18 protein-coding genes are annotated in these 13,338 nt (G+C 62.5%); 5 read left to right on the forward strand and 13 right to left on the reverse strand.

The window, feature by feature from the left end:
• Positions 1-23: 23 nt before the first annotated feature.
• The 12 genes from M0814_RS24240 to nrdR form a co-directional block, all read right to left on the reverse strand.
• The gene (locus M0814_RS24240) at positions 24-824 is read right to left on the reverse strand and encodes a cobalamin-binding protein (RefSeq protein WP_103483861.1); all 801 of its coding nucleotides are present in this window, start codon (positions 822-824) and stop codon (positions 24-26) included.
• Positions 824-1,243, reverse strand: coding sequence for a hypothetical protein (locus tag M0814_RS24245; RefSeq protein WP_003228636.1), 420 nt, complete (start codon positions 1,241-1,243; stop codon positions 824-826). The genes M0814_RS24240 and M0814_RS24245 overlap by 1 nt, the downstream gene beginning before the upstream one ends.
• The gene (ribA, locus tag M0814_RS24250; RefSeq protein WP_003228637.1) at positions 1,240-1,857 is read right to left on the reverse strand and encodes a GTP cyclohydrolase II; all 618 of its coding nucleotides are present in this window, start codon (positions 1,855-1,857) and stop codon (positions 1,240-1,242) included. Before ribA ends, M0814_RS24245 begins: the two co-directional genes overlap by 4 nt.
• Positions 1,858-2,113: 256 nt before the next feature.
• Positions 2,114-2,851, reverse strand: coding sequence for a transporter substrate-binding domain-containing protein (locus M0814_RS24255; RefSeq protein ID WP_103483862.1), 738 nt, complete (start codon positions 2,849-2,851; stop codon positions 2,114-2,116).
• 34 nt (positions 2,852-2,885) lie between these two features.
• Positions 2,886-3,389 (reverse strand): phosphatidylglycerophosphatase A, encoded by a 504-nt coding sequence (locus M0814_RS24260; RefSeq protein ID WP_003228639.1) that lies wholly within the window; start codon positions 3,387-3,389, stop codon positions 2,886-2,888.
• Complete coding sequence (gene thiL, locus M0814_RS24265; RefSeq protein WP_103483863.1) at positions 3,386-4,351, reverse strand: thiamine-phosphate kinase; 966 nt, start codon at positions 4,349-4,351, stop codon at positions 3,386-3,388. Before thiL ends, M0814_RS24260 begins: the two co-directional genes overlap by 4 nt.
• Before the next feature lie 18 nt (positions 4,352-4,369).
• The gene (nusB, locus tag M0814_RS24270; RefSeq protein ID WP_003228643.1) at positions 4,370-4,870 is read right to left on the reverse strand and encodes a transcription antitermination factor NusB; all 501 of its coding nucleotides are present in this window, start codon (positions 4,868-4,870) and stop codon (positions 4,370-4,372) included.
• Positions 4,867-5,343, reverse strand: coding sequence for a 6,7-dimethyl-8-ribityllumazine synthase (gene ribE / locus M0814_RS24275; protein ID WP_003228649.1), 477 nt, complete (start codon positions 5,341-5,343; stop codon positions 4,867-4,869). The genes nusB and ribE overlap by 4 nt, the downstream gene beginning before the upstream one ends.
• A 234-nt stretch (positions 5,344-5,577) precedes the next feature.
• Positions 5,578-6,669, reverse strand: coding sequence for a bifunctional 3,4-dihydroxy-2-butanone-4-phosphate synthase/GTP cyclohydrolase II (ribBA, locus tag M0814_RS24280; RefSeq protein WP_003228650.1), 1,092 nt, complete (start codon positions 6,667-6,669; stop codon positions 5,578-5,580).
• Positions 6,670-6,685: 16 nt separating this feature from the next.
• On the reverse strand, positions 6,686-7,348 hold the full coding sequence (locus M0814_RS24285; RefSeq protein WP_103367225.1) for a riboflavin synthase: 663 nt from the start codon (positions 7,346-7,348) through the stop codon (positions 6,686-6,688).
• 47 nt (positions 7,349-7,395) lie between these two features.
• Entirely contained in the window at positions 7,396-8,529 is a 1,134-nt protein-coding gene (ribD, locus tag M0814_RS24290; protein WP_103483864.1) for a bifunctional diaminohydroxyphosphoribosylaminopyrimidine deaminase/5-amino-6-(5-phosphoribosylamino)uracil reductase RibD, read from the reverse strand.
• Positions 8,526-8,990: a transcriptional regulator NrdR gene (gene nrdR / locus M0814_RS24295; RefSeq protein ID WP_003228656.1), complete on the reverse strand. Its 465-nt coding sequence runs from the start codon at positions 8,988-8,990 to the stop codon at positions 8,526-8,528. The genes ribD and nrdR overlap by 4 nt, the downstream gene beginning before the upstream one ends.
• A 128-nt stretch (positions 8,991-9,118) precedes the next feature.
• Here nrdR and M0814_RS24300 point away from each other — a divergent pair, with 128 nt between their 5' ends.
• From M0814_RS24300 to trxA, 3 genes are all read left to right on the forward strand, one after another.
• Positions 9,119-9,583: a YbaY family lipoprotein gene (locus M0814_RS24300; RefSeq protein WP_003228658.1), complete on the forward strand. Its 465-nt coding sequence runs from the start codon at positions 9,119-9,121 to the stop codon at positions 9,581-9,583.
• Entirely contained in the window at positions 9,580-10,236 is a 657-nt protein-coding gene (locus M0814_RS24305) for a 50S ribosomal protein L11 methyltransferase (protein WP_103483865.1), read from the forward strand. The genes M0814_RS24300 and M0814_RS24305 overlap by 4 nt, the downstream gene beginning before the upstream one ends.
• A 170-nt stretch (positions 10,237-10,406) precedes the next feature.
• Positions 10,407-11,279 carry a thioredoxin gene (trxA, locus tag M0814_RS24310; RefSeq protein ID WP_103483866.1) on the forward strand — a complete coding sequence of 291 codons (873 nt, stop codon included), beginning with the start codon at positions 10,407-10,409 and terminating at the stop codon, positions 11,277-11,279.
• A 110-nt stretch (positions 11,280-11,389) separates the two neighbouring features.
• On the opposite strand, the gene M0814_RS24315 is transcribed toward trxA, so the two are convergent.
• A complete protein-coding gene (locus M0814_RS24315) occupies positions 11,390-11,749 on the reverse strand; it encodes a hypothetical protein (RefSeq protein WP_103483867.1) in 360 nt (119 codons plus the stop codon).
• A gap of 135 nt (positions 11,750-11,884) precedes the next feature.
• Between M0814_RS24315 and M0814_RS24320 the strand changes: the two genes are divergently transcribed.
• Positions 11,885-12,487, forward strand: coding sequence for a DUF2796 domain-containing protein (locus tag M0814_RS24320; protein ID WP_003228666.1), 603 nt, complete (start codon positions 11,885-11,887; stop codon positions 12,485-12,487).
• 140 nt (positions 12,488-12,627) lie between these two features.
• Positions 12,628-13,338 carry an ABC transporter ATP-binding protein gene (locus tag M0814_RS24325; RefSeq protein WP_003228669.1) on the forward strand — a complete coding sequence of 237 codons (711 nt, stop codon included), beginning with the start codon at positions 12,628-12,630 and terminating at the stop codon, positions 13,336-13,338.

Raw genomic sequence — 13,338 nt, forward strand, 5'->3', positions numbered from 1 at the left:
CTCGCGAAGAATTCACCTCGGTCTCAGCGGTCAGGCGCAATCAGATGGCAGAGTTTGGCGGTTGCCTCGATCATCTGCCCGCTCGGGCGCTCAAGGCCTTTATCAGTAACCAACAGTAGTTTCCCCTGCTTCACCGCCGCCACCTGCGGCCAGGCTTTCCAGGCATCAAGCTGGGCCTGATCACCGCCCAGAATCACCCCGGGATCGCGCTGCAACACCGCTTCGATACTGACCTGCGGCGCCGGCAAACTCAGATCGGCAAACACATTGCGCGCGCCGCATACCTCAAGCGCATCGCTGATGATCTGCCCGCCACCGACGGTGTACAGCGGCTTGTCCCAGACTTGATAGAACACTGTCAGCGGCGTCTCCCGGCGATAGCGTTGGCGCAGGTCATCGAGTTTCTGGCGCAGATCCGCCACCAGTGTCACCCCACGTTCAGGCCGGCCGAGTTGCGCGGCAATGGCTTCGATCTGTGCAGAGAGCTGTTCGAGATTGTGCGGTTCGGCGACGTAGGTCGGGATGTTCAGGCGTTTGAGCTGATCGCGTTGCGCCGGGCCGACACTGCCGGGCCACAACAGCAACAAATCGGGCTTCAAACTGAGCAGACGCTCCATGTCCAACTGACCGTAGCGGCCCACTGACGGGACATCCTTGAGCGCGGCAGGACGCTCGCCGGCATCGAGCACGCCAACCAGCAGATCGGCCGAGTCCAGCTCGACAACGATTTCCGACAGCGAAGGCGCGAGGCTGACCACCCGCAGACTCGCCAGCGCCGGGCCGGCGACGGCCAGCAGCAGAAGCGCCAGCCACAGACGACGCATCAGCCGAGTTGACGCGGGATGCGATAGAGGTAGAACAGCACGGCCGTGGACAGCGCCAGCAGCATCAGCGGTACGGCTTCGAGGCCGACGAACACGGCCAGCGCACCGATCCATGCCGGCAACGATGCAGCGAGGAACGCAATACGGCGACGGGCCGCGAGCGCTATCCAGGCCGCCGGCTCGGCAGGCGTATCAAGGGCTTTCTGGGTGGCGATCAGTGCGTGTTTGTAGCCACCGAAAAACTTCAGGCTGACAAACATCGAGGCCACGCCGGCAATGAACATCGGCATGGTCAGTACCGGCAGAAACGCTTCATATTGGCCGAACAGTGCGTTGAGCACGAACAGCGGCAGCAGCGCCAACGCCAGATACTTCCACCAATCGACCGCCAGACGGCGGCGCACCTGACCGCGGGTCACGCGCGGTCGACCTCGCCCTGATGCTCGTTGCCCATCATGTGGTCGAGCTTGCTGGCCTTGGTCGCCAGATAGAGCTTGTTGTGCGGATTATGGCCGGTGTGCAGCGGCACGCGTTCGGCGACGACGATGCCCATGTCGGTCAGGGCTTTGACCTTGCGCGGGTTGTTGGTCATCAGGCGCAGGGACTTCACGCCCAGATGCTCGAGCATCGGCAGGCACATCGCGTAGTCACGCTGGTCGGCGGCGAAACCCAGACGCTCGTTGGCTTCCACGGTGTCGGCGCCGCCGTCCTGCAACTCGTAGGCGCGGATCTTGTTCAACAGACCGATGCCACGACCTTCCTGACGCAGGTACAGCAGCACGCCACGGCCTTCGCGGGCGATGGCCTTGAGCGCCGCTTCGAGTTGCGAGCCGCAGTCGCAGCGCTGGCTGAACAGGGCGTCACCGGTCAGGCACTCGGAATGCAACCGGCCAAGGACCGGGGCACCGTCGTCAATTTCACCCAGGCTCAGCACAACGTGCTCGCGGCCGGTGGCTTCATCGAGAAAACCGTGCATGGTGAATTGCGCAAAAGGCGTTGGCAGCTTGCAAGCGGCGACAAAAACGACAGGCACCTGTGTGCTCCTGATCTAAAAAGTCTGAAGATTCGCAGGCCGGCATTGTAACAGCAGGTTCCGGCAGGCGCTTAGGCTGAATTATCGGGCATAACGATCAAAAAGTTTGATAACACCCGGTTGGCGTGCCCCCCCCTGTGGGAGCGGGCTTGCTCGCGAAGGCGTCGTGTCAGTCGGCAATAGGCTGGCGGAACCACCGTATTCGCGAACAAGCCCGCTCCCACAGGGGGCACAGTGTTGGGCACAAGATTCGCAATCAGGGCGTATCAAACGGATACGGCTGCTTCCACTGCTCGAAAATCGGCTTCAGCTCGCCGCTCTTCAGCAACTGCTCCATGCGCCTGTCGAACAGCGCCATCAGCGTGCGCGCTTGCGGCGTATCGGCGAAGCACAGGTACAGCGGCAATTCGGCGATATGGGTCTTGCGAAACTGCGTCGGATCCTTGGCCCGGCCAACCACGTAATCGATTTCGGTCTGCGCATCGATGTAATAGTCAGCGCGGTTGTGGGTGAGCATCGACAGGATCCCGGTACGTCGCATGACTTCGTTAAAGTTATGCACATTGGGCAAATAATCCTGATAGTCATAGCCGCGCACCCAGGCCAGGCGATAGCTGCCGAGAGTGTCCGGGGTCGGTGAAGGATTGCTCGCCAGGCCCAGGGCGTAGATGTGGTCGGTGTCGAAATTCCAGCGCGGATATAGCAGGTCGCTGGCCTCGTTTTTATACGAGCCGACGCAAGCATCGACTTCGCCGCGCTGGGCCAGACCCACGGAGCGCGTGTAAGGCTCGGTGCGGATGTCGAGTTGCACCCCGGCCGGTTCGAAGACCTTGCGCAGCACGTCCCAGCCCAGGCCGTGACCGTCAGCGGCGGTGTAGTCTTCCCAGTCTTCGCTGGCCAGATGGATGACCGCGGGCGTCGGCGCAGCTTCCTGCGCACTGGCGACAGTGCCCAGCAAGGTAAAAAACACCAGCGCCAGCCAGCGACTAACCATCCTTAGTCTCCCCACTTAACCCTGACAATCCGGATCAGGCGAAAATCCACACCAGTCCCTGCATCGCCAGCCAGGCGAACACGCCGGCCAGCACGTCGTCGAGCATGATGCCGACGCCGCCGTGGACATGCCGATCGATCCAGCGAATCGGCCATGGCTTGAGAATGTCGAAGAAGCGGAACATCAGGAACCCCGCGAGCAACCAGTACCAGCCTTCCGGCACCAGCCACAGGGTGATCCACATCCCGACCATTTCGTCCCAGACGATGCCTTCGTGGTCGTGTACCCGCAGATCGTCGGCGACCTTGCCGCACAGCCAGAAGCCGAACAGCATGGTGATCCCGAGCATCAGCCAGTAACCCCAGTCGGGCAACATCTGCCACAACGGAATAAAGGGTAGCGCAACTAACGAACCCCACGTGCCCGGCGCTTTCGGCAAGGTGCCGGAGCCGAAGCCGAACGCGAGGAAATGCCAGGGATTGCGCCAGACCGACGGCGGAACGAATTCGGCCGGAACCTGTTTCGGGTGATCTGTCACGGTGTCTCCTGAAAATGTTGATAACCCCGGATTTGCGGGGTGATGTCGTGTCCTTCGCGATCCAGCAGGACCACACCCTGGCCCTGCGCCACACGCCCGATCACATGGATCGGCCAACCATCGGCCAGCAGTGCCGGCAACTCGACGGACGGTAGCGTGAAGGCCAGCACATAGTCATCGCCGCCGCTCAACGCCGCCCGTTCGGCGCCACGCTGGCCGAGAAACGCCACTAAAGCATCGGACAACGGTACGCGCTCGCGTTCAACCTCAAGCCGCACCTGCGAAGCCAGAGCGATATGGCCGCAATCGGCAAGCAGGCCATCGGAGATATCCAGGGCCGAGGTGGCCTTGCCGCGCAAGGCCTGACCGAGCCCGAGTTGCGGTTGCGGCGACCAGTAATGACTGAGCAGCGGCGCGGCAATATCAGTGTCGGCTTCACGCTGGCCAAGCACCAGCGGCAAGGCACCGGCGGCATTGCCCAGTTCGCCGCCCACACAAAGCAGGTCGCCCGGTTGTGCGCCGCTGCGGGTCAAGGCCTGCCCGGCCGGGACGCGACCGAACACGGTGACGGTCAGGCTTAACGGCCCACGGGTGGTGTCGCCGCCCACCAGCGCGACGCCGCAGCTCTGCGCCATGCGGTTCAAACCGCGGGCATAGGCTTGCAGCCAATCGGCGGTCACCGTCGGCACAGTCAAGGCAAGGGTAAAGGCAACGGGCGTGGCGCCCATGGCGGCCAGGTCGCTGACCGCAACGGCCAGCGAGCGCTGACCGAGCAGAAACGGATCGCAGGGATCGGCGAAGTGCACGCCGGCCACCAGCGTATCGGTGGAAATCGCCAACTGCTCCCCGGGGGGAACCGCCAGCAAGGCGCAGTCGTCGCCGATCCCCAGGGCAACGCCCTCGCCGCCCTGCGCACAAGGCGCGGCGGCGAAGAAATTGCGGATCAGCTCAAACTCGCCCATTGCGATATCAAGCGCTGATCAGCGCTTGAACGCCTTGACTTCAGCTTCACGCAGGCGCGGAGCCAGCTTGTCGAGTACACCGTTGACGAACTTGTGGCCATCGGTCGAACCGAAGACTTTCGCCAGCTCGATACCTTCGTTGATCACCACGCGGTACGGCACGTCGACGCGCTTGAGCAGTTCCCAGGTGGACAGACGCAGAACCGCCAGTTCAACCGGGTCCAGCTCTTCGATTTCGATGTCCAGGCACGGCTTGAGCGCGGTGTCGATTTCGGTGCGGCTCGCCGGAACCCCGTGGAGGATTTCGCGGAAATACGCGCCATCGACATCGGTGAAATCGTTATCAACGCGGAACTGCGCTTCGATTTCGTTCAGCGAAGCCTTGGCCATGTGCCACTGATACAGAGCCTGAGTCGCGAGCTGACGGGCTTCGCGACGCTTGACGCTTTTCGATGGCTTGCCGGCATCCGCAGGTTTCGGATCGCGCGGGTTGAAACGATCGCTATCGTCGCTAATCACTTGGCCTCCAACTGCGCCAGCAGGCTGACCATTTCCAGAGCGGACAGGGCAGCTTCAGCACCTTTGTTGCCGGCCTTGGTGCCGGAACGTTCGATGGCTTGCTCGATGGAATCAACGGTCAGGACGCCGAACGCGACCGGTACGCCGAACTCCATGGACACCTGGGCCAGGCCCTTGGTGCATTCGCCAGCCACGTATTCGAAGTGCGGAGTGCCGCCACGAATGACCGCGCCGAGGGCGATGATGGCTGCGAACTCGCCTTTCTGAGCGACTTTCTGCGCAACCAGCGGGATTTCGAAGGCGCCAGGTGCGCGGATGATGGTGATGTCGCTTTCGCTCACGCCGTGGCGAACCAGGGCATCAACTGCACCGCTGACCAGGCTTTCAACCACGAAGCTGTTGAAACGGCCCACTACCAGAGCGTAGCGGCCTTTAGGGGCGATGAAGGTACCTTCGATGGTCTTCAGGGTCATTCGTCAGATCTCTTAAAGAGCCGGGACGCGTTTCGTACGCATCCCTCAGTGATATTAGCCACAAATTCATGACCGGAAACACCGCATTGCTGTTCGATGACGAACCTGTGGCGAGGGAGCTTGCTCCCGCTGGGCAGCGTAGCGCCCCCCTTTTGTGGGCGCTGCGCACCCAAGCGGGAGCAAGCTCCCTCGCCACAATCGTTCTACGTCAACAATGCCGAATTCACCGGGTCATTATTCGGAGGGCACGTATTCTACAACTTCCAGATCGAAACCGGATATCGCATTAAATTTCATTGGCGCAGACATCAAGCGCATTTTGCGTACGCCGAGGTCACGCAGGATCTGCGAACCGGCACCGACGATGCTGTAAGTGGTCGGTTTTTTCACCGCCGCCTGCTCACCGGTTTCGCGGATATGCGCCAGCAGCACGTCGCCGTCGAGCGGGTGACCGAGCAACAGCACCACACCGCTGCCGGCCTCGGCGACCGCAGCCATCGCGGCGCGCAGGCTCCAGCGGCCCGGTTGCTTGACCATCAGCAGGTCGCGCAGCGGATCCATGTTATGCACGCGAACCAGGGTCGGCTCTTCGGCGCAAACCGTGCCCAACGTCAGGGCCATGTGCACATCGCCTTCCACCGAATCACGATAGGTCACCAGGTTGAATTGGCCCAGTTCGCTGTCCAGCGGCTGTTCGGCAATCCGCTGAACGGTACGTTCGTGGATCATCCGGTAGTGAATCAGGTCGGCGATGGTGCCGATCTTGATGTTGTGTTCGGCGGCAAACGCTTCCAGTTCGGCGCGACGGGACATGGTGCCGTCGTCATTCATCACTTCGCAGATCACGCCGCTTGGTTCGAAACCGGCCATGCGCGCCAGGTCGCAGGCGGCTTCAGTGTGACCGGCACGAGCCAGGGTGCCACCGGCCTGAGCCATCAGCGGGAAGATGTGCCCCGGGCTGACGATGTCTTCCGCCTTGGCGTCTTTGGCGGCGGCCGCTTGCACGGTGCGCGCACGGTCGGCGGCGGAAATACCGGTGGTGACGCCTTCGGCGGCTTCGATCGATACGGTGAACTTGGTGCCGAAACCGGAACCGTTGCGTGGCGCCATCAGTGGCAGCTTCAACAGTTCGCAGCGCTCGCGGCTCATCGGCATGCAGATCAGGCCACGGGCGTGCTTGGCCATGAAGTTGATGTGCTCGGCCTTGCAGCATTCGGCGGCCATGATCAGGTCGCCTTCGTTCTCGCGGTCTTCGTCATCCATGAGGATGACCATCTTGCCTTGGCGGATGTCTTCAACCAGTTCTTCGATGCTATTGAGCGCCACAAGGCACCCCCTTCAGTCAGGATTTGAGGTAGCCGTTGGCGGCCAGAAAGCTTTCAGTAATACCGCCAGCGCTTGGCTCAGCAGCCTTGTCGCCGAGGAGCAGGCGCTCCAGATAACGCGCCAGCAAATCGACTTCCAGGTTCACCCGGCGGCCCGGCTTGTAGGAAGCCATGATGGTTTCGCTCAGGGTGTGCGGAATGATCGTCAGCATGAATTCGGCGCCATCGACCGCGTTCACGGTCAGGCTGGTGCCGTCGACGGTGATCGAACCTTTATGGGCGATGTACTTGGCCAGTTCTTTCGGCGCGCGAATGCGAAATTCCACGGCGCGGGCATTGTCGCTGCGTGACACCACTTCGCCGACACCGTCGACGTGACCGCTGACCAGATGACCGCCGAGACGGGTGGTCGGGGTCAGGGCTTTTTCCAAATTGACCGGGCTGCCGCTTTTCAGGTCATTCATGGCGGTGCAGTCGAGGGTTTCGCGGCTGACGTCAGCGGCAAAGCCGTTGCCCGGCAGCTCAACCGCCGTCAGGCACACGCCGTTGACGGCGATGCTGTCGCCGAGTTTGACGTCGCTCAGGTCGAGCTTGCCGGTTTCGACATGCACCCGCACATCACCGCCCTTTGGGGTCAGTGCGCGGATACTGCCGATGGATTCGATGATGCCGGTAAACATGGGGTTCTCCTTGAGAACGAAGCCAGCGCTAACGCGATGGCCGGGAATTATACGCTCGCCGAAACGACTGGCGTCGCAGTGACTCGCCAGTCATCGCCAACCGCGCGGATTTCAGTGATTTTCAGCTCGGGAGCGTCCTTCATATAGGCCAGCGGCCAGTCCAGCAACGGCCGCGCCGTGGAGCCGAGAAACTTGCCGGCAATGAAGATCACGAACTCATCGACCAGACCGAGCTGCGCGAACGCTCCAGCCAGACGCGGGCCGGCCTCGACCAGCACTTCGTTGACGCCACGGTTGGCCAGTTCGATCAGCAGTTGATGCAGATCGACCTGACCGTCGTCACCCGGCACGATCAGGCATTCCGGGCCATTGGCGTATTGCTCTTCGACTGCCATGCACGTCGCGACCAGCGCCGGGCCGGCCTTGAAGAACGGCGCGTCCAGCGGCACCCGCAGGCGCCCGTCGATCAGCACCCGCAGCGGCGGACGGCTCATGGCCAGTGCGGTTTGTTCGGCATCCAGACCCAGTTCGTCGGCGCGTACGGTCAGGCGTGCGCCGTCAGCCAGTACGGTGTCGGCGCCGGTCAGCACCACGGCCGCCTGCGCGCGCAAACGCTGCACGGCGGAACGCGCGGCCGGGCCGGTGATCCACTGGCTCTCGCCACTTTCCATCGCCGTGCGGCCGTCGAGACTCATGGCCAGTTTGACCCGCACGAACGGCAAGCCGTGTTCCATGCGTTTCAGGAAACCTTGATTGAGCTGGCGCGCCTCGGCTTCGAGCACGCCGCTTTCGGTGGCGATCCCGGCATCGGTCAGTCGCTGCAAGCCACGCCCGGCGACCTGTGGGTTCGGATCGCGCATCGCGGCGACCACCCGAGCAACCCCGGCATTCACCAGCGCATCGGCGCACGGCGGTGTGCGGCCATGGTGGCTGCACGGCTCAAGGGTCACGTAAGCGGTGGCGCCGCGGGCCCGTTCACCGGCAGCGCGCAGGGCGTGGACCTCGGCGTGGGGTTCGCCGGCGCGCTCGTGAAAGCCTTCGCCGACAATCTGCCCGTCACGCACGATCACGCAGCCAACCCGTGGATTGGGGTGGGTGGTGTAGTGGCCCTTGCGCGCCAGTTGCAGCGCGCGCGCCATGAAGTGGGCGTCGAGGATCGCCTGCTCGGCGGCGCTGGTCATTCTTTCACCGGTTCGCGGGCGAGGCGGTCGATCTCTTCGCGGAACTCATTGAGATCCTGGAAGCGCCGGTACACCGAGGCGAAACGGATGTAGGCCACTTCATCGAGCTTTTGCAGCTCGGCCATCACCAGTTCGCCGACCACGAGGGATTTGACCTCGCGCTCGCCGGTGGCGCGCAGCTTGTGCTTGATGTGAACCAGAGAGGATTCGAGGCGCTCGACGCTCACCGGACGTTTCTCCAGGGCGCGTTGCATGCCGGCGCGGAGCTTTTCTTCGTCGAACGGTTGGCGGCTGCCGTCGGTTTTGATCAGGCGCGGCAACACCAGTTCGGCCGTCTCGAATGTCGTGAAACGCTCGCCGCAGGCCAGGCATTCACGCCGGCGGCGCACCTGTTCGCCCTCGGCGACCAGACGCGAGTCGATGACCTTGGTGTCGTTGGCACCGCAGAAGGGACAGTGCATGGTGGCTGGCAACAAAAAAAGGGAGGGCCATGGTAGCGCATCCCGGTGGCAAGACAAGCCATAGGGTTTGCGGTATACAGACGGGCATGATCATTTGATCCATGGATTTCATTTTGCTGGAGCAGCCCATGCCGCTACGACCGCTCGTTTTGCTCAGTCTTTTCGCCCTGCTGGTGGCCTGTGGCAGCGATAAACCCAAGCCGCAGCCGCCAACGCCGGGCCCGGCGCCACAGCAGGCGCAGAAAAAAGCCCGGGAAGCCGCTGACCTCGGTCCGCTGCCGGCTTATCAACGGGAACTGAGCGGCACCCTGCAAGGCGTGCCGGCCGGGGCCGAAGTCGAACTGGCGTTGCTGGTGATCGACGATAAGTCCCGCCCGCAACAGTTGCTCGCCAGTTCCACGCTGATAGGCAATAACCAGGCGTTGCCGTTCCGTCTGCGTTTCAACCCCGAAGCATTCCCCGCCGGCGCGCGGGTTGAGCTGCGCGGCCGTGCCACGCAGTCCGGTCAGTTGATCCTGCATCTGCCGTCGCAACCCATTACCCAGCCGACCACTCAGGCGCTGGGTCAACTGCAATTTGTCAAAGCACCATGACGCCACCGCTCGACCTGCAACTGGCGTTAGGTGAATTGCTCGGTGATGCCCGGCTCAAGGCCTGTGCATTGCCGGGTACCGATTTGCAGCTTTGGCTGATCGACGGCGACAACATGGATCGCGAATTCAGTCCGGACGAAACCCGGCGCATCCTCCACGAACCGCCGTATTGGAGTTTCTGCTGGGCCAGCGGCCTGGCGGTGGCGCGCTATCTGGCGGAGTTTCCCGAGTGGGTGCGCGGCAAGCGGGTACTGGATTTCGGCGCCGGCTCCGGGATCGCCGCGATTGCTGCGGTGAAGGCCGGGGCGTTGGAGGTGGTGGCTTGCGATCTTGATCCGCTGGCGATTGCTGCGTGCCGGGCCAATGCTGAACTCAATGATGTGCAGATGAGCTATTCGACGGACTTCTTTGCCGAGGCTGATCGTTTTGATCTGATTCTGGTGGCGGATGTGCTCTACGACCGCGAGAACCTGCCGCTGCTCGATGCGTTTCTCAGCCGTGGCCGCGAGGCTCTGGTGGCGGATTCGCGGGTTCGGGATTTTCGTCATCCGTTATATGAGCGCATCGAAATGCTTGAGGCGATGACCCTGCCGGATCTGGCGGAGCCGGAAGAATTCAGGCATGTCAGTCTTTACCATGCGCGGCGTGGCTAAAAGCTTCGCGAGCAGGCTCGCTCCCACAGGGGTAACGCATTCCACATGTGGGAGCGAGCTTGCTCGCGAAGGCGTCCTATCAGGCAACACATCTCTAAACCTGCCCCCGCTTCCGGCCACACCCCGCCAAGCCGTATAGTTGCCCCATCCACGCCTTTACGAGATCCCCCATGAGTCAGCAAACGCCGTACATCTTCGACGCCACGACTGCCGATTTCGACCAGTCGGTGATCGAAGCTTCCTTCAACAAACCGGTGCTGGTGGATTTCTGGGCCGAGTGGTGTGCGCCGTGCAAGGCGTTGATGCCGATGCTGCAAGGCATTGCCGAGAGCTATCAGGGCGAACTGCTGCTGGCCAAGGTCAACTGCGACATCGAGCAGGACATCGTGGCCCGCTTCGGTATCCGCAGCCTGCCGACTGTGGTGCTGTTCAAGGACGGTCAACCAGTCGACGGTTTTGCCGGTGCGCAACCGGAATCCGCCGTACGCGCCTTGCTTGAGCCGCATGTGCAGATGCCGCCGCCGGCCGCCGCCGATCCGTTCGAACAGGCGCAGGCGCTGTTCGATGAAGGGCGTTTCGCTGAAGCAGAAGCGGCGCTGGTGGTGATGCTCACCGAAGACAACAGCAACGCCAAGGCGCTGATCCTCTACGCCCGCTGCCTGACCGAACGCGGCGAACTGGGCGAAGCGCAAACCGTGCTCGACGCGGTCAAGAGCGATGAGCACAAGGCTGCACTGGCCGGGGCCAAGGCGCAGATCAAGTTCCTGGGACTTGCCCGTGATCTGCCGGATGCTGCCGACCTCAAGGCGCGCCTGGCCAAAGATCCGCAGGACGACGAAGCGGTGTATCAACTGGCGATCCAGCAACTGGCGCGTCAGCAATACGAAGCGGCGCTGGAGGCCTTGCTCAAGCTGTTCATCCGTAACCGCAGCTATGGCGAGGGTCTGCCGCACACGACGTTGCTGCAGGTGTTCGAACTGCTGGGCAACGATCACCCGTTGGTGACTGCTTACCGTCGTAAGGTCTTCGCAGCGCTTTATTAAGATCAAAAGATCGCAGCCTTCGGCAGCTCCTACATTCGATCGTGTTCACCCGTATTTGCGGATGAACGCTGAACCTGTAGGAGCTGCCGCAGGCTGCGATCTTTTGCGGCTCACTCGCTCCAGCTGTAGAGCGGCGTATCGCCGCCGCTCACCACTTTCACCTGTGAACTGTGGCGCAGGCGCACCAGCAGGCGTTTGCCTGCGGCCGCGCTGCCGGTCAGGCCCTCAAGCTGCTCCAGAAGATCCGGCCCGCTGAGTTGCCTGGCCTTGCGCAACAGATCCTGCGCGACCTGCCACAACGCATCGTCCTGGTTCAGCGGTTTCGCTGCCGGCGCGCTCAATGTCGCTTCAGGCTGATCGCCCTGCGACTGCGCGCCAAGGGCTGCGCCAAGCTTTGCCCAATCGCTGTCATCCAGCTCCACCGTCAAATCCACCGGCATCGCGCCGACGGTTCCGCGTATCCGCAACATCTGCTTCGCTCCTGCACATTTCTGACCTGCATGCTCCCACGGGACTTGTGCAACGCCAAGCGCACGGGCAAACTCTGCGAACTTTCGTTATAAGATTACATAACAAACTCTTCACTTTACTTTCCGGAGACCGCCATGCGTCGTCTGCTGCTCGCTTTGCCGTTTGCCCTGTTGCCGCTGGCCATCGCCCATGCCGCCGATGAGCACGATCATGACCATGAGCACGGCAGCCTCGGCGCCCACGAACATGGCGTCGGCCGACTGAACGCCGCACTCGACGGCCAGACCCTGGAACTGGAACTGGAAAGCCCGGCGATGAACCTGGTGGGCTTCGAACACGCCGCCACCAGCGACGCCGACAAGGCCAAAGTCGCCGCCGCCCGCGCCAAACTGGAAAACCCGCTGGCGCTGTTCAGCCTGCCGGCCGCCGCTGGTTGCAAAGTCGCCAGCCAGGAACTGGAAAGCCCGCTGTTCGGCGACAAACCGGATGCCGACGACCATGACGATGATGATCACGATGCCGCCGCCAAGGGCGGTGAAGCGCATCACCATGAACACAGCGAAATCCACGCGCACTACCAATTCAGTTGCGCTGCACCGGGGGCCTTGAAGACTCTGAATCTGGCGAACCTCTTCAATACCTTCCCGGCCACCCAGAAAATTCAGGTACAACTGATCGGCCCGAACGGCCAGCAAGGTACGGAAGTGACGGCCAAGGCGGCTGCCCTGAAATTCTGATCACACCGACAATCCCCTGTGGGAGCGGGCTTGCTCGCGAATGCGGTGGGTCAGTCAACATGGATTTGGCTGATCAACCGTATTCGCGAGCAAGCCCGCTCCCACAAGGGGTTACGTGTTCACTTCATGAAATTGGTGCCATGACCCAAGCACTCATCGAACTGTCCGACCTGGGCTTCAACTGGCCCGGTCACCCGCCGCTGCTGGACATCCCGGCGTTTCGCCTGGAGCCGGGCGAAACCCTGTTCCTCAAAGGCCCCAGCGGCAGTGGCAAGACCACCCTGCTCGGCCTGCTCGGCGGCGTGCAGAAACCCGGGCGCGGCAGCATTCGCCTGCTCGGCCAGGAGCTGACCGAACTCGGTGCCGGCGCCCGCGACCGCTTTCGCGTCGATCACACCGGCTACATCTTCCAGCAGTTCAACCTGTTGCCGTTTCTTTCAGTACGCGAGAACGTCGAGTTGCCCTGCCACTTCTCCAGACTGCGTGCAGAACGGGCGAAACAGCGCCACGGCAGCGTCGATCAGGCCGCCGCCACCCTGCTCGCCCACCTGGGTCTGAAGGACGAAAGCATCCTCGGTCGTCGCGCCGATTCGCTGTCGATCGGTCAACAGCAACGGGTTGCCGCCGCCCGCGCGTTGATTGGCCAACCGGAACTGGTGATCGCCGACGAACCGACCTCGGCGCTGGATTACGACGCTCGGGAAAACTTCATTCGTCTGCTGTTCGCCGAATGCCGCGAAGCCGGGTCGAGCCTGCTGTTCGTCAGCCACGACCAAAGCCTGGCGCCGCTGTTCGACCGTCACCTGTCCCTGGCCGAGCTCAATCGCGCCGCCACGTCTGCCGAGGTCTGA

It is taken from the genome of Pseudomonas sp. MWU12-2020, from assembly GCF_023100605.1.
In the GTDB taxonomy this organism is placed as follows: domain Bacteria; phylum Pseudomonadota; class Gammaproteobacteria; order Pseudomonadales; family Pseudomonadaceae; genus Aquipseudomonas; species Aquipseudomonas fluorescens_H.

Excerpts from the sequence above, each read along its gene's own strand:
- M0814_RS24240 (WP_103483861.1), bottom strand. The coding sequence starts at position 824 with ATGCGTCGTCTGTGGCTGGCGCTTCTGCTGCTGGCCGTCGCCGGCCCG.
- M0814_RS24255 (WP_103483862.1), bottom strand. The coding sequence starts at position 2,851 with ATGGTTAGTCGCTGGCTGGCGCTGGTGTTTTTTACCTTGCTGGGCACT.
- thiL (WP_103483863.1), bottom strand. The coding sequence starts at position 4,351 with ATGGGCGAGTTTGAGCTGATCCGCAATTTCTTCGCCGCCGCGCCTTGT.
- ribE (WP_003228649.1), bottom strand. The coding sequence starts at position 5,343 with ATGACCCTGAAGACCATCGAAGGTACCTTCATCGCCCCTAAAGGCCGC.
- M0814_RS24285 (WP_103367225.1), bottom strand. The coding sequence starts at position 7,348 with ATGTTTACCGGCATCATCGAATCCATCGGCAGTATCCGCGCACTGACC.
- ribD (WP_103483864.1), bottom strand. The coding sequence starts at position 8,529 with ATGACCAGCGCCGCCGAGCAGGCGATCCTCGACGCCCACTTCATGGCG.
- nrdR (WP_003228656.1), bottom strand. The coding sequence starts at position 8,990 with ATGCACTGTCCCTTCTGCGGTGCCAACGACACCAAGGTCATCGACTCG.
- M0814_RS24300 (WP_003228658.1), top strand. The coding sequence starts at position 9,119 with ATGCCGCTACGACCGCTCGTTTTGCTCAGTCTTTTCGCCCTGCTGGTG.
- M0814_RS24305 (WP_103483865.1), top strand. The coding sequence starts at position 9,580 with ATGACGCCACCGCTCGACCTGCAACTGGCGTTAGGTGAATTGCTCGGT.
- trxA (WP_103483866.1), top strand. The coding sequence starts at position 10,407 with ATGAGTCAGCAAACGCCGTACATCTTCGACGCCACGACTGCCGATTTC.
- M0814_RS24315 (WP_103483867.1), bottom strand. The coding sequence starts at position 11,749 with ATGTTGCGGATACGCGGAACCGTCGGCGCGATGCCGGTGGATTTGACG.
- M0814_RS24320 (WP_003228666.1), top strand. The coding sequence starts at position 11,885 with ATGCGTCGTCTGCTGCTCGCTTTGCCGTTTGCCCTGTTGCCGCTGGCC.
- M0814_RS24325 (WP_003228669.1), top strand. The coding sequence starts at position 12,628 with ATGACCCAAGCACTCATCGAACTGTCCGACCTGGGCTTCAACTGGCCC.